General features: G+C 61.4%; 23 protein-coding genes. 18 read left to right on the forward strand and 5 right to left on the reverse strand.

Annotation, left to right across the window (positions count from 1 at the left end; all coding sequences use genetic code 11):
* The first annotated feature begins 32 nt into the window (after positions 1-32).
* The gene (gene arsC / locus BN1133_RS02870) at positions 33-383 is read left to right on the forward strand and encodes an arsenate reductase (glutaredoxin) (RefSeq protein ID WP_050665045.1); all 351 of its coding nucleotides are present in this window, start codon (positions 33-35) and stop codon (positions 381-383) included.
* Positions 380-763 carry a DUF2069 domain-containing protein gene (locus BN1133_RS02875; protein ID WP_050665046.1) on the forward strand — a complete coding sequence of 128 codons (384 nt, stop codon included), beginning with the start codon at positions 380-382 and terminating at the stop codon, positions 761-763. Before arsC ends, BN1133_RS02875 begins: the two co-directional genes overlap by 4 nt.
* Before the next feature lie 12 nt (positions 764-775).
* On the opposite strand, the gene BN1133_RS02880 is transcribed toward BN1133_RS02875, so the two are convergent.
* Both BN1133_RS02880 and BN1133_RS02885 read right to left on the reverse strand, forming a co-directional pair.
* Positions 776-1,393, reverse strand: a complete 618-nt coding sequence (locus tag BN1133_RS02880; RefSeq protein WP_050665047.1) for an acyl carrier protein phosphodiesterase — start codon at positions 1,391-1,393, stop codon at positions 776-778.
* A 342-nt stretch (positions 1,394-1,735) separates the two neighbouring features.
* Entirely contained in the window at positions 1,736-2,182 is a 447-nt protein-coding gene (locus BN1133_RS02885) for a CBS domain-containing protein (protein WP_050665048.1), read from the reverse strand.
* A gap of 224 nt (positions 2,183-2,406) precedes the next feature.
* On the opposite strand from BN1133_RS02885, the gene queA reads away from it, so the two are divergent.
* From queA to nlpI, 7 genes are all read left to right on the forward strand, one after another.
* A complete protein-coding gene (gene queA / locus BN1133_RS02890; protein ID WP_050665049.1) occupies positions 2,407-3,456 on the forward strand; it encodes a tRNA preQ1(34) S-adenosylmethionine ribosyltransferase-isomerase QueA in 1,050 nt (349 codons plus the stop codon).
* Between the two features lie 71 nt (positions 3,457-3,527).
* Positions 3,528-4,664, forward strand: a complete 1,137-nt coding sequence (gene tgt, locus BN1133_RS02895; RefSeq protein ID WP_050665050.1) for a tRNA guanosine(34) transglycosylase Tgt — start codon at positions 3,528-3,530, stop codon at positions 4,662-4,664.
* A 54-nt stretch (positions 4,665-4,718) separates the two neighbouring features.
* The gene (gene yajC / locus BN1133_RS02900) at positions 4,719-5,054 is read left to right on the forward strand and encodes a preprotein translocase subunit YajC (protein WP_050665051.1); all 336 of its coding nucleotides are present in this window, start codon (positions 4,719-4,721) and stop codon (positions 5,052-5,054) included.
* 18 nt (positions 5,055-5,072) lie between these two features.
* Positions 5,073-6,917 carry a protein translocase subunit SecD gene (gene secD, locus BN1133_RS02905; RefSeq protein WP_050665052.1) on the forward strand — a complete coding sequence of 615 codons (1,845 nt, stop codon included), beginning with the start codon at positions 5,073-5,075 and terminating at the stop codon, positions 6,915-6,917.
* Positions 6,918-6,928: 11 nt separating this feature from the next.
* Positions 6,929-7,876, forward strand: a complete 948-nt coding sequence (secF, locus tag BN1133_RS02910; RefSeq protein WP_050665053.1) for a protein translocase subunit SecF — start codon at positions 6,929-6,931, stop codon at positions 7,874-7,876.
* 54 nt (positions 7,877-7,930) lie between these two features.
* Positions 7,931-8,299: a rhodanese-like domain-containing protein gene (locus tag BN1133_RS02915; RefSeq protein WP_050665054.1), complete on the forward strand. Its 369-nt coding sequence runs from the start codon at positions 7,931-7,933 to the stop codon at positions 8,297-8,299.
* A gap of 89 nt (positions 8,300-8,388) precedes the next feature.
* The gene (gene nlpI / locus BN1133_RS02920) at positions 8,389-9,330 is read left to right on the forward strand and encodes a lipoprotein NlpI (RefSeq protein ID WP_317986266.1); all 942 of its coding nucleotides are present in this window, start codon (positions 8,389-8,391) and stop codon (positions 9,328-9,330) included.
* Positions 9,331-9,346: 16 nt separating this feature from the next.
* On the opposite strand, the gene BN1133_RS02925 is transcribed toward nlpI, so the two are convergent.
* Together BN1133_RS02925 and ubiU are read right to left on the reverse strand one after the other, a co-directional pair.
* Positions 9,347-10,216, reverse strand: a complete 870-nt coding sequence (locus tag BN1133_RS02925; protein WP_050665056.1) for a U32 family peptidase — start codon at positions 10,214-10,216, stop codon at positions 9,347-9,349.
* Positions 10,217-10,225: 9 nt separating this feature from the next.
* Entirely contained in the window at positions 10,226-11,221 is a 996-nt protein-coding gene (gene ubiU / locus BN1133_RS02930; protein ID WP_050665057.1) for a ubiquinone anaerobic biosynthesis protein UbiU, read from the reverse strand.
* A gap of 182 nt (positions 11,222-11,403) precedes the next feature.
* On the opposite strand from ubiU, the gene ubiT reads away from it, so the two are divergent.
* Complete coding sequence (gene ubiT, locus BN1133_RS02935) at positions 11,404-11,931, forward strand: ubiquinone anaerobic biosynthesis accessory factor UbiT (RefSeq protein ID WP_050665058.1); 528 nt, start codon at positions 11,404-11,406, stop codon at positions 11,929-11,931.
* Here ubiT and BN1133_RS02940 read toward each other — a convergent pair.
* On the reverse strand, positions 11,872-12,303 hold the full coding sequence (locus BN1133_RS02940; protein ID WP_050665059.1) for a hypothetical protein: 432 nt from the start codon (positions 12,301-12,303) through the stop codon (positions 11,872-11,874). The genes ubiT and BN1133_RS02940 overlap by 60 nt on opposite strands.
* Positions 12,304-12,479: 176 nt before the next feature.
* Here BN1133_RS02940 and trmJ point away from each other — a divergent pair, with 176 nt between their 5' ends.
* The 8 genes from trmJ to fdx all read left to right on the forward strand — a co-directional run bounded on the left by trmJ (position 12,480) and on the right by fdx (position 18,546).
* Positions 12,480-13,205, forward strand: a complete 726-nt coding sequence (trmJ, locus tag BN1133_RS02945) for a tRNA (cytosine(32)/uridine(32)-2'-O)-methyltransferase TrmJ (RefSeq protein WP_050665060.1) — start codon at positions 12,480-12,482, stop codon at positions 13,203-13,205.
* 92 nt (positions 13,206-13,297) lie between these two features.
* Positions 13,298-13,804: a Fe-S cluster assembly transcriptional regulator IscR gene (gene iscR / locus BN1133_RS02950; protein ID WP_050665061.1), complete on the forward strand. Its 507-nt coding sequence runs from the start codon at positions 13,298-13,300 to the stop codon at positions 13,802-13,804.
* Positions 13,805-13,860: 56 nt separating this feature from the next.
* A complete protein-coding gene (locus tag BN1133_RS02955) occupies positions 13,861-15,075 on the forward strand; it encodes an IscS subfamily cysteine desulfurase (RefSeq protein WP_050665062.1) in 1,215 nt (404 codons plus the stop codon).
* 33 nt (positions 15,076-15,108) lie between these two features.
* Entirely contained in the window at positions 15,109-15,495 is a 387-nt protein-coding gene (gene iscU, locus BN1133_RS02960; RefSeq protein WP_050665063.1) for a Fe-S cluster assembly scaffold IscU, read from the forward strand.
* Between the two features lie 10 nt (positions 15,496-15,505).
* Positions 15,506-15,829, forward strand: coding sequence for an iron-sulfur cluster assembly protein IscA (gene iscA / locus BN1133_RS02965; RefSeq protein ID WP_050665064.1), 324 nt, complete (start codon positions 15,506-15,508; stop codon positions 15,827-15,829).
* A gap of 12 nt (positions 15,830-15,841) precedes the next feature.
* The gene (gene hscB, locus BN1133_RS02970; protein WP_050665065.1) at positions 15,842-16,360 is read left to right on the forward strand and encodes a co-chaperone HscB; all 519 of its coding nucleotides are present in this window, start codon (positions 15,842-15,844) and stop codon (positions 16,358-16,360) included.
* A 6-nt stretch (positions 16,361-16,366) separates the two neighbouring features.
* Entirely contained in the window at positions 16,367-18,205 is a 1,839-nt protein-coding gene (gene hscA / locus BN1133_RS02975) for a Fe-S protein assembly chaperone HscA (protein ID WP_050665066.1), read from the forward strand.
* Between the two features lie 2 nt (positions 18,206-18,207).
* Positions 18,208-18,546: an ISC system 2Fe-2S type ferredoxin gene (fdx, locus tag BN1133_RS02980; RefSeq protein ID WP_050665067.1), complete on the forward strand. Its 339-nt coding sequence runs from the start codon at positions 18,208-18,210 to the stop codon at positions 18,544-18,546.
* The last annotated feature ends 67 nt before the right edge of the window (positions 18,547-18,613 follow it).

Here is an 18,613-nt window from a genome sequence, read left to right on the forward strand (position 1 = left end):
GCGGCCGTTGATTAGCTGCCACGGGAGGCCTCATGAGCCGAGTCAGAATTTACCACAATCCGCGCTGTTCCAAGAGCCGGGAAACCCTGGCCCTGCTCTCCGAGCAAGGGATTGAGCCCACCGTCACCCTTTACCTGGAGCAGGCCCCCGGCGAGGCGGAGATCCGTGAGCTGTTGGTACTGCTGGGGTTTGACGATCCGCGTCAACTGATGCGTACCAAGGAGGAGCTCTATCGTGAGTTGGGGCTGGCCGAGCAGTCGGGGGATGCCCTGATCCGCGCCATGGCCGAGCATCCCAAGCTTATCGAGCGTCCCATCGTGGTCTGTGACGGGCGTGCCCGCATCGGTCGTCCGCCCGAGCAGGTGCTGGAGATCATCAAGTGACGAGCTCCCTTGCCCGTATCCTGGCCCTCTTCGGCTATCTGGGGCTGCTGGTCTGGGTCGTGCTGTGGCACGGTTGGCTCTCACCCCATCCGGAGATCAGCAACACCCTGCTGCTGACCATCTGGGTGGTGCCCCTGCTGTTTCCCCTGTGGGGGATCCTGCTGGGCAAGCCCTATACCCATGCCTGGGCTAACTTCGTGCTGATGTTCTATTTTCTGCACTCCCTGACTCTGATCACCACGGACGAGGGGGAACGCCTTCTGGCGCTGGTCGAGCTGCTGCTTGCCACCATCGCCTTCGTGGGTTGCACCTACTATGCCCGGCTGCGCGGCCGGGAGCTGGGACTCGGGATAAAGAAAGAGAAACAGCAGGCGAAGTAAGAGAGAGGCGGGTTATCCCGCCTCTTCTCGTTTCAGCCGTTTGGCCTCACCCAGAGCAAACGCCATCAGGTCGGGATAGAAACGCAGAAAGCCCTGCTCCATCTCGCCTCTGTGTGGCAGGGACAAGTCGCGAACGCCCTCTCCCAGGGGAAGGGGGCGGCGCAGACGACGACCGATCCCGTCGAGCGCCCGGGCCGTTCCCTCCCACTCTGCATAACTCTCCAGCCACCCTTGTTCGGCCATATGGCGCAGGGGCAAGGGGAGCCCGGCCGGGAGGTGCCCGGGGTGGTGGGGACGCACGGTGAGCAGGGCACGGTAGTGCCTGGCGAGAAAGGCAGGCAGGGGATCGGCGGCGAAGCGCGTCCAGTGGCGGCTTAGCCAGTGGTCATAGAGCATGTCGATCAGAATGGGACCATAGCGGCGCCAGGGGGGCGAGAGGCTGGCGACGGCGGCCCTGTGTTCGGGGTGGTTATCGGTAAAACCGTCGATGGTGCGGTGCAGACGAATGCCGAGTCTGAGCTCGGGGGAGAGATCGCCGGCCAGGGGCCCTTTGACGAAGTCTCCCAGCAGATTGCCCAGGGGAGAGGTATGGGTGTGATCTGCCAGATGGAGGTGGGCCAGGTAGTTCATGGGGTATCTCGTTTCGGATTCCCTCAGGCTAGCGGATACGAAGACAAAAAAAAACCGGCCAGAGGCCGGAGAATCAACAAGGAATGGCTTTACAAAGTGCTGCCATGGGCAGCAAAGACAAACTATGGGGTGTTGCAAACATGCACACGGGAAGAACACGCAACGGGAGCACACTCCGCAGCCCATCCTTCAGCAATATTGCGGAGTGAATAGTAGTGTGATCTGGCTCACATTGCAAGGTGTTGTTGTAATAAAACTGGCAAACTGAAACACTTTCAGTTGATGAGGTGTTTTTTAGCGCAAAAATTTTATTTTTTGTAATTTTATTACGTTTATTTTAGATCATTCATCATCATAAGGCTCCCGCTCCTCCATCACCTCGAGCAGGTTGATGGCGACGCCGATGAAGTCGCTGTCGGTGACGATGCCGATGAGCTTGCCCCGCTCTACCACCGGTAGGCAGCCATATTTGTGGCGCTGCAGATAGAGGGCTGCCTCCTTGATCCCCGCGTGGGGGTCGACCCAGGCCACGTTGCGGGTCATCAGCTCCTCGAGCCGCACGCTGTCGGTGAACTCCGCCTCCCGCTCCTGGGTGGTAACAAAGAGCTTGGACTCCCGGGTGGCCAGTACATCGCTCAGGGTCACCAGACCCAGCAGCTGATGCTCACCGTCGACGACGGGAATGTGGCGGATTTTCTCCTGGTTCATCAGATCGATGGCCTGCTTGAGGCTGTTTTCCGGTCCCAGGGTGAAGGGTTTCTCGGTCATGATTTCGGACAGGGTGATCATGGCGGCCTCCTCGCTACTGCCTTCCTGATCCACATTACTCGGGGGGGCGTGACAGCGATTGATCAAGGTCAAGACATTTTGTTAAAACCGCTGCAACTTGTGCCTGCTCACAAAATTGGGCGGTGACGGTTGCCACGGGTCGAAAGATGGCGAATCGGGGCCATTTTGAGTTGCCACGAAGGGGGGGGATAACTAGACTAGCCGCCGGTTTTCCGAGGTGTGCGATGCAAGTATCCGATTTCCATTTCGACCTTCCCGATGAGCTGATCGCTCGATATCCCACCGCCGTGCGTACCGCCAGCCGCCTGCTGCAGCTGGATGGCGAGAGCGGTGAGCGTCGTCACGGCCAGTTCGTCGATGTGCTCGACCTGCTTAATCCCGGCGATCTGCTGGTCTTCAATAACACCCGCGTCATTCCGGCCCGTCTGTTTGGCCAGAAGGCGAGCGGCGGCAAGCTGGAGGTCCTGGTCGAGCGGATCATCGGCGATCATGCCGTGCTGGCCCATGTGCGCGCCTCCAAGGCGCCCAAACCCGGTACTCGCCTGATCCTGGATGGTGGCGTAGAGGCCGAGATGCGTGCCCGTCATGATGCCCTGTTCGAGATCCACTTCCTCGACCCGCGTCCCGTGCTGGCGATCCTGGAGGCCATCGGTCACATGCCGCTGCCCCCCTATATCGACCGACCCGATGAGGATGCGGACAAGGAGCGCTACCAGACCGTCTACAACGCCAAGCCCGGTGCGGTGGCCGCACCCACTGCCGGTCTGCACTTTGACCAGGCGCTGCTCGAGCAGATCCGCGCCAAGGGCGTCGAGACCGCTTTTGTGACGCTTCACGTGGGGGCGGGCACCTTCCAGCCGGTACGGGTCGACAAGATTGAAGATCACCACATGCACTCGGAGTATGCCGAGGTACCCCAGGAGGTGGTGGACTCCATCGCCGCAACCCGGGCCCGGGGTGGCCGGGTGATCGCCGTCGGCACCACCTCGGTGCGCTCCCTCGAGAGCGCCGCCCGGGTGACCCTGGCCCAGGGCCAGCCGTTGGTGCCCTTTTTCAGCGACACCGACATCTTCATCTACCCGGGGTTCGAGTTTCAGGTGGTGGATGCCATGGTCACCAACTTCCACCTGCCCGAGTCAACCCTCATCATGTTGATCAGCGCCTTCGCCGGCTATGACAACGTGATGACGGCCTACCGTGAGGCGGTGGCCGAGCAGTACCGTTTCTTTAGCTACGGGGATGCCATGTTCATCACCCGTCGCCGCAGCCGCTGACCGTCGGCGACTGCTAGCGGGGCACAGCCCCACACCGTCAGACTGTTTCTCTGGCTTTTTCGAGGTAAACGATGAAATTTGAACTGAAAACCACCGATGGGCGCGCCCGTCGCGGCCAGCTGGTGTTCGAGCGTGGCACAGTACAGACTCCGGCCTTCATGCCGGTGGGCACCTATGGCACCGTCAAGGGGATGACCCCGGAAGAGGTGCGCCAGAGCGGTGCCGAGATCCTGCTGGGCAACACCTTCCACCTCTGGCTGCGTCCGGGGCAAGAGGTGATGCGTCTGCACGGGGATCTGCATGATTTCATGAACTGGCACGGCCCCATCCTGACCGACTCCGGTGGCTTCCAGGTATTCAGCCTCGGCGACATCCGCAAGATCACCGAGGAGGGGGTCACCTTCCGTCACCCCATCAACGGCGACAAGATCTTCCTTTCCCCCGAGAAGTCGATGGAGATCCAGTACGATCTGGGCTCCGATATCGTGATGATCTTCGACGAGTGCACTCCCTATCCCGCGACCTATGAAGAGGCGCGCAAGTCCATGGAGATGTCCCTGCGCTGGGCCAAGCGCTCACGCCAGCGTTTCGACGAACTGGGCAACAAGAATGCCCTGTTTGGCATCATCCAGGGCTCTGTCTATGAGCCCCTGCGCGACGTCTCCCTGGACGGCTTGCTGGAGATCGGTTTCGACGGCTACGCCGTGGGTGGTCTCGCCGTGGGTGAGCCGAAAGAGGACATGCATCGCATCCTCGAGCACGTCTGTCCCAAGATCCCGGCCGACAAGCCGCGCTATCTGATGGGGGTGGGCAAACCGGAGGATCTGGTGGAAGGGGTGCGTCGCGGTATCGACATGTTCGACTGCGTAATGCCGACCCGCAACGCCCGTAACGGTCATCTTTTCACCACCGACGGTGTGGTCAAGATCCGTAATGCCAAGCACAAGGATGACACCAGCCCCCTGGATGCCGAGTGCGACTGTTACACCTGTCAAAACTACAGCCGTAGCTACTTGCATCACCTGGACAAGTGTAATGAAATCCTCGGCGCCCGACTCAACACCATCCACAACCTGCGCTACTACCAACGTGTGATGCAGGGTTTGCGGGACGCGATCGAGCAGGGTAAATTAGACGACTTTGTAACTGAGTTTTACCGTCGGCAAGGGAAGCCCGTTCCCCCCCTGGCAGAAGCGGCCACCGAGTAAGGCCCCTTCGTTTATTTGAACTCACGGATTATTACTGACCAGAGAGGTTTTTAAATGAGCATTATCTCCAAGGCTTACGCTGACGCCGGTGTTGCCGCTCCCCAGGGTGGCGGTATGGAAATGATCATCATGCTGGCCGTGTTCGGCCTCATCTTCTACTTCATGATCTACCGCCCCCAGGCCAAGCGCGTGAAGGAGCACAAGACTCTGATGAGCTCCCTCTCCAAGGGTGACGAGGTGCTTACCTCCGGTGGTCTGGTTGGCAAGATCGCCAAGGTCTCTGCCGAGAACGACTACATTCTGCTCTCCCTGAACGATCAGACCCAGGTCACCATCAAGCGTGACTTCGTGACGGCCGTTCTGCCCAAGGGCTCTATCCAGTCCCTGTAATCTCCCGAGGAGCACAGCGTGTTAAACCGCTTTCCGCTGTGGAAGAACCTGATGGTGATCCTGGTGATCGCCATCGGTTTTCTCTATGCAGCCCCCAATCTCTACGGTGAAGATCCGGCACTGCAGGTCTCTGCCAGCCGTGGCGCCGAGGTGCAACTGAGCACCCTGGAGCAGGTCAAAGGCATCCTCGATGAAGCCGGCATTCCCATCAAGCATGCCGCATTCGAACAGGGCCAGATCCTGGTTCGTTTCACCAATACCGAAGCCCAGCTCAAGGCGCGCGATCTCGTGGCCGCCAAGCTGGGTGATAACTTTGTGGTCGCCCTCAACCTGGCGCCCTCCACGCCAGCCTGGCTGGAGAGCGTGGGCGCCGCCCCCCTCAAGCTCGGTCTCGACCTGCGTGGTGGTGTGCACTTCCTGATGGAGGTGGACATGGACGAGGCGATCGCCAAGCAGCAAGAGCAGATGGTGCAGGATTTTCGCACCGAGCTGCGTAACCAGAAGATCCGCTATTCCGGTGTGAATCGCAGTGGCGATCAGGTGCTGGTGCGTTTCCGCGATCAGGAGAGCCTGGACAAGGCGGCCTCCCATCTGCGTCGTCTGAACCCTGAGCTCACCTTCAACAAGGAGTCAGCGGACGGCCAGTTCGCCCTGCGCGCCGCCATGAGCGAGCAGAAGCTCAAGGAGGTACGCAAGTACGCCCTGGAGCAGAACATCACCATCATCCGTAACCGGGTCAACGAGCTGGGTGTGGCCGAGCCGCTGGTGCAGCAACAGGGTGCCGAGCGCATCGTGGTCGAACTGCCCGGTATTCAGGACACCGCCCGCGCCAAGGAGATCCTGGGCGCCACCGCGACCCTGGAGTTCCACATGGTGGACGAGACTGCCGACGCCCAGTCCGGTCGCGTGCCGCCGAGCTCCAAGCTCTATACGGATCGCAACGGCCGTCCCGTGGTGCTGCAAAAGCGCATCATCCTGACCGGTGATCATATCGTCGGTGCCCAATCGGGCTTTGACGAGTACAGCCGTCCCCAGGTGAACATCAAGCTCGATGGCCAGGGTGGCAACAAGATGTCTGCCTTCACCAAGGACAACGTCGGCAAGGGCATGGCCACCGTCTTTATCGAGTACAAGCCGGTTGGTGAGCCAGGTCCGGATGGCAAGCGCAAGTTCCGCAAGAATGAAGAGGTGATCAACGTCGCCACCATTCAGTCGCGTCTGGGTAGCCAGTTCCGCATCACCGGCATCGACAACGCCAACGAGGCCCACAACCTGGCCCTGTTGCTGCGCGCCGGTGCCCTGATTGCCCCGATCCAGATCGTCGAGGAGCGCACCATAGGCCCGAGCCTGGGCCAGCAAAACATCGACAGTGGCCTGCAAGCCATGATGTGGAGCATGGTGGTCATCGTGCTGTTCATGGGCATCTACTACCGGGTCTTCGGTTGGGTCGCCAACCTGGCGTTGTGCCTCAACCTGGTGCTGCTGGTGGGGGTGATGTCGATGATTCCGGGGGCCACCATGACCCTGCCGGGGATCGCCGGTATCGTCCTGACCCTGGGGATGGCCATCGATGCCAACGTGCTCATCTATGAGCGGATCCGTGAGGAGCTGCGCAACGGGCGCGGGGTACAGCAGGCGATCCATCTGGGTTTTGACCGAGCCTTCTCCACCATCGCCGACTCCAACATCACCTCGCTGATTACCTCGGTGATCCTGTTTGGCATCGGTAGTGGTCCCATCAAGGGCTTCGCGCTGACCCTGGGGATCGGTCTGACCGTCTCCATGTTCACCGCCATCACCGTCTCGCGCGCCATCATCAACCTCGGTTGGGGTGGTCGTCGCCTCGACAAGTTGCCCATCTGAGGGGAGTTGCGATGTTTCAGATTCTGCATTTTGAAAGGCCGATCCCCTTCATGCGCTTCGCCAAGCCGGGGGTGATCTTCTCCCTGGCACTGGTGGTGCTCTCCATGGTGACCCTGGCCCAGAAGGGGCTGAACTGGGGGCTGGACTTTACCGGCGGTACCATCATTGAGGTGGGCTTCCAGCAGACCGTCTCCCTCGATGAGGTGCGCTCCGCCCTGGAGTCCAACCAGATCGAGGGGGCGACCCTGCAGCACTTTGGCTCGAGCCAGGATGTGCTGATCCGCCTGGCGCCCAAAGAGGGCATCAAGGTGGATGAGCAGGGGCGTCAGGTATTGGCGGCGGCCCAGACCCTCAACCCGGCGGCAGCGCTCAAACGGGTGGAGTTCGTCGGCCCCTCGGTCGGTGCCGAGCTGGCGACCGATGGTGCCCTGGCCATGCTGGCCTCCATCATCTGTATCCTCATCTACGTGGCGTTTCGTTTCGAGTGGCGTCTGGCCATGGGGGGCATCATCTCCCTGGCTCACGACATCGCCATCACCCTCGGCATCTTTGCCTGGTTCCAGATCGAGTTCGATCTGACCGTGGTGGCGGCGCTGATGACGGTGGTGGGCTACTCCCTCAACGATACGATCGTGGTGTTTGACCGTCTGCGGGAGAACTTCCGCAAGATCCGCAAAGGGGATACGGCCTACATTCTGGATCTCTCCATGACCGAGACCCTGAGCCGTACCATCATCACCTCGGGCCTGACCCTGGTGGTGGTGTTGGCCCTCTTCTTCAAGGGCGGCCCGCTCATTCACGGTTTTGCCACTGCCATGCTGGCAGGGGTTGCGTTCGGTACCTACTCATCCATCTATGTGGCGAGTGCTTTTGCCATGTACATGGGGGTCAAGCGTGAACACATGCTGCCTCCCCAGGTGGAGAAGGAAGGGGCTGATCAGCAGGAGATCATGCCGTAAGATGAGGAGCGCCCTTCGGGGCGCTCTTCTTATTTCATCGCCAAGGAGTGACCCATGCAGCACAATCCCCGTTTTCTTGCCCTGGTCAATGAGGCGCGTCGCCACGTCGAGGAGACCGATGTTCACACCATCCGCCGTTGGCAGGAGGCCGGACGCGACTTCATCCTGGTGGATGTGCGCGAGGAGAGCGAGTGGGCCAGAGGACACCTGCCGGGCGCCGTTTATCTGGGGCGCGGCATCGTCGAGCGCGATATCGAGACCCGCTTCCCCGATCCCGATAGCGAACTCTACCTCTATTGCGGTGGCGGCTTTCGCTCTGTGCTGGTGGCCGAGAGTCTGCAAAAGATGGGATATGGCAAGGTGGTGAGCGTGGACGGCGGATTTCGTGGCTGGTGCGAGGCCGGCTACCCGGTCGAGGCATGAATTATTTTGTGTCGACACGGTCAGCCACATGACAAACCCGATCCGGCCCTTTACCATAGGCGGGTAAAGCTAATGCGGCGGAGTTTTCGTTGAGCAACTGGAAAGGAATCAGGTACCTGGTAGGTATCCTGTTGGCACTACCCCTCCTGGGATGCAGCAGTGTAGGTCAAACTGACGCACCCAAGTCCCAGCCCAAGCCGGAGCCTGCCTCTCTCATCCTGGCCACCCCCCTTCAGGTCTCCTATCAGAGCGAGCTGGCCCTGGCCCGTCTCGGGCAGATGTTGAGCGAGATGGAGCTGACCAAGGAGCAGAGGGCCGAGCTCTTCTATGAGCGTGCCGTGGTCTTTGACAAGGTGGGTCTGCGCTCCCTGGCGCGCCTGGACTTTACCCGCGCCCTGCGGGAGAAGCCCGACTTCGCCGAGGCCTATAACTTCATCGGCGTCTATCTGGTCCAACAGCAGAACTACGATGAGGCTTATGAGGCCTTTGATTCGGCCCTCGAGCTGGCACCTGACTATGACTACGCCTATTTGAATCGTGGCATTGCCCTCTATTACGGCAATCGTTCCGATCTGGCCGCCGCCGATATCAAGCGCTTCTACGAGGCGCAGCCGGAAGATCCCTATCGCCAGCTCTGGCTCTACATGGCCGAGGCCAAACTCGATCCGGCCAAGGCCAGAAGCAATCTGCGCGATCGTTTCAGCCGGGGTCACGACGGCAACTGGAACTGGGATCTGGTGCGTCTCTATCTGGGGGATATCAATCCGACCCAGCTGATGGGGAACGTGGTCAAGGGGGTCAAGGATAATCGTGAGTTGGCCGAGCGCCTGTGCGAGACCTACTTCTATCTGGGCAAGCTGGAGCTGGCCAAGGGCAATCGCAAGGAGGCCATCAGCTACTTCAAGCTGGCGCTGGCCAATAATGTCTACGACTTTATCGAACACCGCTATGCCTTGCTGGAGCTGGAGCTGATGTCCCGCAAGAAACAGAGTGGCGGTGACGCCAACGCAAAAAAACAGGCCTCGATTTGAGGCCTGATTTTTTTGGTCAGGAGACCAGTTTCATGCCGGGGATCTGCCGCCAGTAACCGTTGCAGTCGTGGCCGGTGAGAGGCTGCGGCGCCTCACCCTGCCGATTGGCCAGGAAACGGTCCAGCCAGAGCAGGGTGTCGTCTCCCTCGGGGCTGAGGCGTACCACGTCGACCAGCCCGGTCATGGAAGGCAGATCGTTGACCAGGTTGTAGCAGTAGCCTGACTGGGTCTGGATGCCGTTGAGGTTGAAGACGCTCTGCCCCTCCCGGCTGTTGGCCTGACGCCCTGTGGGGTAGTCGATGCAGGCCAGTTCGCACTGATCCTTGGGACGGTCGAGGGAGCGGGCGGTGAAGCAGCGGGCAGAGTAGGCGAGCGGCAGATGGCCGTAGGCGAAGAGCTCCACTTCGAATTTTTCCCGCAGCGGAGCGCACTCCCGGCGCAGGGCGCAGAGCCAGTCGCGAGAGAGCTCCACCGGCATCACCCAGCGCTTCATCCCCTGGCGCAGCAGCAGGCGCAGCACGTCGGCGTTGTAGGCGTTGATGGCCGGACCGCAGACAAACGGTACCCCCGCCTCGGCGGCGAGCTGAACGGCGCCAAGATCGTTGGCCTCTATCATCCACTCCCCGTTATCCACCATCCGCTTGACCTCCTTGAGCTCGGAGGGGGCGCTGATGAGGGCCAGGGTCGAGAGTACCACCTGCTTGCCGGCATCGCTCAGCTGGCGGGCCACCGCCAGCCAGTCATCGACCTTCATCTCACGACGCTTGCTGCAGACTGTCTCCCCCAGATAGACGATATCGGCCCGACTGCCGGCCACCTTCTCGTAGAAGGCCTGGGTCTGTGCCTTGGGCCAGTAGAAGAGCAGGGGCCCGAGTGAAAATTGCATATGGCCTCCTTACTGCCACTGACGATGGTAGGCGCCGAGGGTAGTCTGGCTCCCCTCGGAGATGCGGGCGAGCTGGGCATCCCACTCGGGTTTGACGCTGTAGCCTGCCGGATTGGCCTGGTAGGCGTCGATAGCGGCACGCCATACCCGGGTAACTTGCTCCACATAGGCCGGGCTGCGCTGGCGTCCCTCGATCTTGACCGACTGGATACCGGTCTGGAACAGCTCGGGCAAGAGCCCCAGGGTGTTGAGGCTGGTGGGCTCTTCCAGGGCGTGATAGAGCTGGCCATCCACCTCGAAGCGCCCCTTGCACAGGGTCGGATAACCGGCGTTTTCCCCGGGCCCGTAACGGTCGATCAGTACCTCGCTCAGTCGTGACTCCAGGCCCAAGGGGGTTTCTTCCCAGCGCACATACTTGGCCGGAGAGCAGGCCCCTACCGTGTTGGGACTCTCGCCGGTCAGGTAGGAGGAGAGATAGCAGCGTCCCTCGGCCATGATGCAGAGGCTGCCGAAGGCAAACACCTCGAGGCCGACGTCCGTCTCCCGGGCCAGCTGCCTGACCTGGTGCATGGAGAGGACCCGCGGCAGCACCACCCGTTTGACGTTGAAGTGCTGCTGGTAGAAGCGGATCGCCGCCGCATTGGTGGCCGAGGCCTGCACCGAGACATGCAGCTCCATGTCGGGGTAGCGCTCCCTGGCGTAATCGAGCACGGCGAGATCGGCGATGATGAGTGCATCGGCACCGATCGCTGCCCCCTTGTCTACCGCTGACTTCCAGCGGGCATCGGCCCCGGGATGGGCGAAGGTGTTGATGGCGATGTGGAGCTTGCGCCCGTGATCGTGCACATAGTTGACCGCCTTCTCCAGCTTGCCGCCGTCGAAGTTGAGGCCGGCGAAGTGGCGGGCGTTGGTGTCATCCTTGAAGCCGATGTAAACGGCATCGGCACCGTTGTCCACGGCGCTCTTCAGGGCCGGCAGGCTCCCCGCCGGGCAGAGTAGTTCCATCAGTGGGCTCCCTGATCGTGAAAATGGAGGGATTGTAGGCAGGGGCGTCGTGGCAGTTATTGACCTGAGGCAGCTTATAGGCCCTTTTACTCTTTGGAGTTAGGCATCATAAGTTTGATTTTCAACAGGATCTGCGTCCTGCCCCTGTGCTTGAATGCCACCACCACAAGAGGAGAAGCACAGTGTTGATCGAATTGCAGCGCCGCCTGGTCGAGCAGGCTCCCGCCATTTTGCGCCCCCCCCTGAAGTGGGTCCCCTTCACGTTGCAGCAGAAGGTGCTGGAGACGCTGCTGACCAAGGCCTTTCATGAGGCCATTGCCGACGGTGACTTCGACTTTCTGGCAGGGCGTTGGCTCAAGGTCGCGGTGACCGATCTGGGTCTGTGCTGGTTTATCACTCAGGAGGAGGGGGCCCTGAGAGTGGCTCAGTGCGCTCCACAGGTCGATGTGAGTTTTAGCGGGGAGGCCAATGATCTCATTCTGATCGCCGGTCGCAAAGAGGATCCGGATGCGCTCTTCTTCCAGCGTCGGCTCAAGATAGAAGGGGATACCGAGCTGGGGCTGGAGGTGAAAAACCTGCTCGACAGCCTCGACATGAGCGCACTGCCCGCCCTGATCAGACTGCCTCTGCAGGACCTGGCGGAATTGGTGTCACGAGTTCGTCGTGCGCCGGTTGCAGACCCGGCGCGCGGGGACTCGGTGGCGCTTTAACTGCTCGCCGGCAAACTCGCGCCTGTGGTGGCGCGAGTGCAGACGTAGGCGCAGGCAGTTGAGGGCCCATAAGGCAGGGAGCAGGGCCAGCCAGGGGCCCAACTCATGCAGACGGGCGATGATGACGGCGGCTGCCAGCAGCATGAAGGGCTGCAGTTCGTAGAACCACTCGGGCTGGAACCAGCGCTTGTCGGGATAGATGACCAGATCGGTGCGCCGGTAGCTCGACCGCATCACCCAGAGCAGGGCGCCACAGCCAAACAACATGCCGCCGGCAAACCAGAGCAGGGGAGCATGTCCCAGACCTGCGACCAGGGCACCCAGTGCCAGACAGCCCAGCGGCATGGATTCGTAGAGTGGGCGCGGCAGCATGGCAGTTTCTCCCTGAGGGCTTCTCTGCTCCAGTCTAGCCAAGGGGGAGGCGAGGATAAGATCGTTTGGTGATAACCGTCCCTCATTTCTGTGTCGCACCGCACCTTTCCCATGCCCAATTTCACCTTTCCTATGCTACAATTGCCCGCCTTATTTTGAGACAAGATTGACGGCTCATGCTGGATCAGGTTCGCATCGTACTGGTTAATACCTCCCACACCGGCAACATGGGGTCTGCGGCCCGCGCCATGAAGACCATGGGGCTGAGCAACCTGGTGTTGGTCGATCCCCAGGCCCTTCCCGATGGCAATGCCAATGCGTTGGCGGCAGGCGCCAGCGATATACTGGCCAAGGCCCGTATCGTGACGACCCTCGAGGAGGCGGTGGCCGATTGTGGCCTGGTCATTGGTACCAGCGCCCGCTCCCGAACCCTGAGCTGGCCCATGCTCGATCCCCGTGAGGCGGGGAAGAAGCTGGTGGCAGAAGGGGCGCGTCATCCTGTGGCTCTGGTGTTCGGCCGTGAACGCACCGGCCTCACCAATGAAGAGCTGCAACGCTGCCACTACCATGTCGCCATCCCGGCCAATCCGGAGTACAGCTCCCTCAACCTGGCCATGGCGGTGCAGACCCTCTGCTATGAGGTGCGCATGCACTGGCTGGCGGGTCAGCAGCCGGTTGCCGAAGTGGATGAGACGGATTATCCCAGCAGTGAACTGATGGAGGGATTCTATGGCCATCTGCAACAGACCCTGTTGCAGACCGGTTTTATCAGTGAGGGGCATCCCGGCCAGGTCATGAGCAAGCTGCGCCGCCTGTTCAATCGGGCTCGCCCCGAATCGGCCGAGCTCAATATACTGCGCGGCATTCTCACCTCGGTGCAGAAACCCCATCCCCCCAAGTAATTCCTACTGTGGCACTCAACTATTATTCTTGACTAAATTAGTCGGGTATGTGAGCATTCACGGCAACGAATTAAGGGATACGGTAAAGCACCATGAGACTGACTTCGAAAGGACGTTATGCAGTGACCGCCATGCTGGATGTAGCATTACATGCTGAGACAGGGCCGGTTCCCTTGGCAGATATTTCGGAGCGTCAGGGCATCTCCCTCTCCTATCTGGAGCAGTTGTTTGCCCGTCTGCGCAAGAATGGCCTGGTCCAGAGCGTTCGCGGTCCCGGCGGTGGTTATCGCCTCGGGCTGGATCCCGATGCCATCTCGGTGGGGCAGGTCATCTCGGCCGTCGACGAGTCGGTCGATGCCACCAAGTGCCTCGGAAAAGGGGATTGCCACGGGGGTACCCAGTGTCTGACCCACTCCCTGTGGCGGGATTTGAGCGAGCGCATTTCCAGCTTTCTCGGCGAGATTACTCTGGGTGAGTTGGTCCGCCAGGCCGACGTGCGCCGCATTGCCGACAAGCAAGATCATCATTTGAAAGGTGCTGTCACCCTGGGTGACCGTGGTGAACAGCACAGCAATCTGAGCCTGAAAGTCCAACTATAAAAGCGTGCTTTCAACAACCCATGACCAGTGGGGTCCCGGTTGTAACGGAGAAAAACATGAAACTGCCAATTTACCTTGATTATTCGGCCACCTGTCCGGTAGATCCGCGCGTCGCAGAGAAGATGATGCAGTGTCTCACCATGGACGGTCTGTTCGGCAACCCGGCCTCTCGTTCCCACCGTTTCGGTTGGCAGGCGGAGGAGGCGGTCGATCTGGCCCGTAATCAGGTGGCAGAGCTGATCGGTGCCGATCCCCGCGAAATCGTCTTCACATCCGGTGCGACCGAGTCCGACAACCTGGCCATCAAGGGCGTTGCTCACTTCTATGCCGGCAAGGGCAAGCACATCATCACCTCCAAGACCGAACACAAGGCGGTGCTCGATACCTGCCGCCAGCTCGAGCGTGAAGGGTTCGAGGTGACCTATCTCGAGCCGATGCCCAACGGTCTGTTCACCCTCGAGATGATCGAAAATGCCATGCGTGACGACACCATCCTGGTGAGCATGATGCACGTGAACAACGAGATCGGCGTGATTCAGGACATTCAGGGGATCGGCGAGCTGTGCCGTGCCCGCAAGGTGCTGCTGCACGTCGATGCTGCCCAGAGCGTGGGCAAGGTCGAGATCGATGTCGAGGCGATGAAGATCGACCTGCTCTCCCTCTCTGCCCACAAGATTTACGGTCCCAAGGGGATCGGTGCCCTCTATGTTCGTCGCAAGCCGCGGGTGCGTATCGAGGCCCAGATGCACGGCGGCGGCCACGAGCGTGGCATGCGCTCCGGCACCCTGGCGACCCACCAGATCGTCGGCATGGGCGAGGCGTTTCGTATCGCCCGTGAAGAGATGGCGACCGAAGAGGCGCGTATCCGCGCTCTGCGTGATCGCCTCTGGAACGGCATCAAGGACATGGAAGAGGTCTATGTCAACGGTGACATGGAGCACCGTGTACCCGGTAACCTCAACGTGAGCTTTGCCTACGTAGAGGGCGAGTCCCTCATCATGGCACTCAAGGACCTGGCGGTCTCCTCCGGCTCGGCCTGTACCTCCGCCAGCCTGGAGCCCTCCTATGTGCTGCGTGCCCTGGGCATGAACGACGAGTTGGCCCACAGCTCCATTCGCTTCACCATCGGTCGCTTCACCACTGAGGAAGAGATCGACTATGCGGTCGAGCTTATCCGCAACTCCATCGGTCGCCTGCGCGAGATGTCCCCCCTGTGGGAGATGTTCAAGGATGGCGTGGATCTGAACACAGTCGAATGGGCCCACCACTGATCGTGGTTTGACGGAATCTGCAGGAGTTAAGTTATGGCTTACAGTGAAAAGGTCATCGACCACTACGAAAACCCCCGCAATGTCGGCGGGTTTGACAAGAACGATCCGAGCGTGGCCACCGGCATGGTGGGCGCTCCCGCCTGTGGCGACGTGATGAAGCTGCAGCTCAAGATCAATGAGGAAGGGGTCATTGAGGACGCCAAGTTCAAGACCTATGGCTGTGGCTCTGCCATCGCCTCCAGCTCGCTGGTGACCGAGTGGGTCAAGGGCAAGACTCTGGACGAGGCGGCTTCTATCAAGAATACCGAGATCGCCGAAGAGCTGGCGCTGCCGCCGGTGAAGATCCACTGCTCCATCCTGGCCGAGGACGCCATCAAGGCCGCCATTGCCGATTACAAGCAGAAGAAAGGGCTCGCCTGAGGTTAGTCATATGGCCATTACCATGACAGACGCCGCCGCGGCGCGAGTTGCATCTTTCCTGACCAACCGGGGCAAGGGCATTGGCCTGCGCCTCGGCGTCAAGACCACCGGCTGCTCCGGTCTTGCCTATGTGCTCGAGTTCGTCGACGAACTCGGCGAGGAGGACCAGGTCTTCGAGGAGAAGGGGGTCAGGATCATCGTCGATGGCAAGAGTCTTTCCCACCTCGACGGTACCGAGCTCGACTTCGTGAAAGAGGGGCTCAACGAGGGCTTCAAATTCAACAACCCCAACGCCAAGGGGGAGTGTGGCTGTGGCGAGAGCTTCAGCGTCTGATTGGAGCATTGCATGAACCACTTCGAGCTGTTCGGCCTGGTGCCGGGCTTTCCCCTTGACGGGGCAGCTCTGGCAGAGACCTACCGTCGGCTGCAGTCCCAATTCCACCCCGATCGCTTTGCCGCTGCCCCGGAAGGGGAGCGGCTCGTCGCCGTTTCCCGCGCAGCCCTCATCAACGAGGCATATGCAGTCCTGAAATCCCCCCTGCGCCGGGCCGAGTACCTCCTCTCTTTGCAGGGCCACGACATCCGTGGTGAGTCTCGTACCCTGCAAGACACCGCCTTCCTGATGCAACAGCTGGAGTGGCGCGAAGCCCTCGAGGATCTGCGCGCGGCCGAGGAGCCGGAGGGGGCCATCGATGCCTTCCGCCGCGAGATCAAGGGGGAGCACAAGGGCTTGATGGGCCGCCTCGAGCATCAGCTGGAGGAGGGGGCCTGGGAGAGCGCGGCCGACACGGTGCGCAAGCTCAAGTTTGTCGACAAGATGCTCGAGGAGCTCGAACGCCTCGAGGATTCCCTGCTGGAACTCTAATTACCCATGGCATTATTGCAAATCGCCGAGCCCGGCCAGAGCGCCGCGCCTCATCAGCACAAACTCGCCGTCGGCATCGATCTCGGCACCACCAACTCCCTGGTCGCCACGGTACGCAGTGGCAAGGCCGAGACCCTGACCGATCACGACGGTTTCGATATCCTGCCCTCCGCCGTTCACTATCTGGCCGAGGGGGTGCGGGTTGGCCGTGACGCCAAGCGCGAGGCGGCCCAGGATCCGGAAAATACCGTTATCTCGGTCAAGCGTCTGATGGGCAAAGCCCTGGTAGACGTGCCGCGCGATCACCTCCCCTACCGCTTCGCCGAGGGGGAACTGCCCAATATCCTCACCCGTCAGGGACCGGTCAATCCGGTGCAGGTCTCTGCCGAGATCCTCAAGGCCCTGGCGGATCGCGGTCGCGAGAGCCTGGGTGGTGAGCTCGACGGCGTGGTCATCACGGTGCCCGCCTACTTCGACGATGCCCAGCGCCAGGGCACCAAGGATGCGGCCCGCCTGGCCGGTCTGCATGTGTTGCGCCTGCTCAACGAGCCGACCGCGGCGGCCATCGCCTATGGCCTCGACTCGGGCCAGGAAGGGGTGATCGCCGTCTATGACCTCGGCGGTGGCACCTTCGATATCTCCATCCTGCGTCTGCATCGTGGCGTGTTCGAGGTGATGGCGACCGGTGGTGACTCCGCCCTCGGTGGGGACGACTTCGATCACCTGCTGGCTCACTGGATCCGGGAGCAGGCCGGTGTCTCGACCCTGAGCCCGGGGGAGCAGCGCCGCCTGCTCGATCTCGCCTGTGACACCAAGCAGCGCCTGACCGATGAGGCCGTCGTTACCGTCGCCTTCGGAAACTGGCAGGGTGAGGTGACCCGCGATCTGTTCGACGAGCTGGTTCAACCCCTGGTCAAGCGCACTCTGCTCGCCTGCCGCCGAGCCCTCAAGGATGCCGGTGTCGAGGCGGATGAAGTGCTCGAGGTGGTGATGGTCGGTGGCTCCACCCGGGTGCCCCTGGTGCGCGAGCGGGTGGGCGAGTTTTTCGGCCGCACCCCGCTCACCACTATCGACCCGGACAAGGTGGTCGCCATCGGTGCCGCCGTGCAGGCCGACATCCTGGTGGGCAACAAACCCGATTCCGAGATGCTGCTGCTCGACGTCATCCCCCTCTCCCTGGGTCTCGAGACCATGGGGGGACTGGCCGAGAAGGTGATCCCGCGCAACACCACCATACCGGTGGCTCGCGCCCAGGAGTTCACCACCTTCAAGGATGGCCAGACCGCCATGATGATCCATGTGGTGCAAGGGGAGCGCGAACTGGTGGCGGACTGCCGCTCCCTGGCACGCTTTACCTTGACCGGCATCCCGCCCATGGCGGCCGGCGCCGCCCACATCCGGGTCACCTTCCAGGTGGACGCGGACGGGCTGCTCTCGGTCACCGCCATGGAGAAGTCCACCGGGGTGCAGGCCGAAATTCAGGTCAAGCCCTCCTATGGGCTGGCGGAGGGGGAGATCCTCTCCATGCTGCACTCCTCCATCCTGCATGCGGCGGACGACATGGCCGCGCGCATGCTGGCCGAGCAGCAGGTCGAGGCCGATCGGGTGGTCGAGAGCCTTAACGCCGCCCTGGCGGCCGATGGTGCGGCCCTGCTCGACGAGGGCGAACTGGCTGCCCTGCGCGACCAGGTGGCCCGACTGGTGGCGACCCGCCAGAGCGGCAGTGCCGATGAGATCAAGGCCGCCATCGAGGCAACCGATGGGGCCAGTGCCGAATTTGCCGCCCGCCGCATGGATGCCTCCATCCGCAAGGCGCTGGCCGGCCAGAACGTCAACAAGGTGTAACCATGCCGAAAATAGTTGTATTGCCCCATGCCGAGCTCTGTCCCGAGGGGGCGGTTCTCGAGGCCCGTGAGGGAGAGACCATCCTCGACGTGGCCCTGCGCAACGGGATCGAGGTGGAGCACGCCTGTGAGAAGTCCTGCGCCTGCACCACCTGTCACTGTGTGGTGCGCGAGGGGTTTGACTCTCTCGATCCGAGCGACGAGCTGGAGGATGACATGCTGGACAAGGCATGGGGCCTCGAGCCCGAGTCCCGCTTGAGCTGTCAGGCCAAGGTGACCGATGAGGATCTGGTGGTGGAGTTTCCCAAATACACCCTGAACCTCGCCTCCGAACGCCACTGAGTGGTGCTGCGGTGAAGGCGTCGCAATGATATGGTGAAAGGCCGTTGCCCCCGGGGCACGGCCTTTT

The organism is Aeromonas schubertii (genome assembly GCF_000820105.1).
Taxonomy (GTDB): domain Bacteria; phylum Pseudomonadota; class Gammaproteobacteria; order Enterobacterales; family Aeromonadaceae; genus Aeromonas; species Aeromonas schubertii.

Excerpts from the sequence above, each read along its gene's own strand:
- BN1133_RS02940 (WP_050665059.1), bottom strand. The coding sequence starts at position 12,303 with ATGCTGCCGCGCCCACTCTACGAATCCATGCCGCTGGGCTGTCTGGCA.
- hscB (WP_050665065.1), top strand. The coding sequence starts at position 15,842 with ATGAACCACTTCGAGCTGTTCGGCCTGGTGCCGGGCTTTCCCCTTGAC.
- trmJ (WP_050665060.1), top strand. The coding sequence starts at position 12,480 with ATGCTGGATCAGGTTCGCATCGTACTGGTTAATACCTCCCACACCGGC.
- ubiU (WP_050665057.1), bottom strand. The coding sequence starts at position 11,221 with ATGGAACTACTCTGCCCGGCGGGGAGCCTGCCGGCCCTGAAGAGCGCC.
- iscR (WP_050665061.1), top strand. The coding sequence starts at position 13,298 with ATGAGACTGACTTCGAAAGGACGTTATGCAGTGACCGCCATGCTGGAT.
- hscA (WP_050665066.1), top strand. The coding sequence starts at position 16,367 with ATGGCATTATTGCAAATCGCCGAGCCCGGCCAGAGCGCCGCGCCTCAT.
- iscA (WP_050665064.1), top strand. The coding sequence starts at position 15,506 with ATGGCCATTACCATGACAGACGCCGCCGCGGCGCGAGTTGCATCTTTC.
- BN1133_RS02955 (WP_050665062.1), top strand. The coding sequence starts at position 13,861 with ATGAAACTGCCAATTTACCTTGATTATTCGGCCACCTGTCCGGTAGAT.
- queA (WP_050665049.1), top strand. The coding sequence starts at position 2,407 with ATGCAAGTATCCGATTTCCATTTCGACCTTCCCGATGAGCTGATCGCT.
- secF (WP_050665053.1), top strand. The coding sequence starts at position 6,929 with ATGTTTCAGATTCTGCATTTTGAAAGGCCGATCCCCTTCATGCGCTTC.
- BN1133_RS02880 (WP_050665047.1), bottom strand. The coding sequence starts at position 1,393 with ATGAACTACCTGGCCCACCTCCATCTGGCAGATCACACCCATACCTCT.
- tgt (WP_050665050.1), top strand. The coding sequence starts at position 3,528 with ATGAAATTTGAACTGAAAACCACCGATGGGCGCGCCCGTCGCGGCCAG.
- BN1133_RS02925 (WP_050665056.1), bottom strand. The coding sequence starts at position 10,216 with ATGCAATTTTCACTCGGGCCCCTGCTCTTCTACTGGCCCAAGGCACAG.
- yajC (WP_050665051.1), top strand. The coding sequence starts at position 4,719 with ATGAGCATTATCTCCAAGGCTTACGCTGACGCCGGTGTTGCCGCTCCC.
- iscU (WP_050665063.1), top strand. The coding sequence starts at position 15,109 with ATGGCTTACAGTGAAAAGGTCATCGACCACTACGAAAACCCCCGCAAT.
- arsC (WP_050665045.1), top strand. The coding sequence starts at position 33 with ATGAGCCGAGTCAGAATTTACCACAATCCGCGCTGTTCCAAGAGCCGG.
- BN1133_RS02885 (WP_050665048.1), bottom strand. The coding sequence starts at position 2,182 with ATGATCACCCTGTCCGAAATCATGACCGAGAAACCCTTCACCCTGGGA.
- fdx (WP_050665067.1), top strand. The coding sequence starts at position 18,208 with ATGCCGAAAATAGTTGTATTGCCCCATGCCGAGCTCTGTCCCGAGGGG.
- BN1133_RS02915 (WP_050665054.1), top strand. The coding sequence starts at position 7,931 with ATGCAGCACAATCCCCGTTTTCTTGCCCTGGTCAATGAGGCGCGTCGC.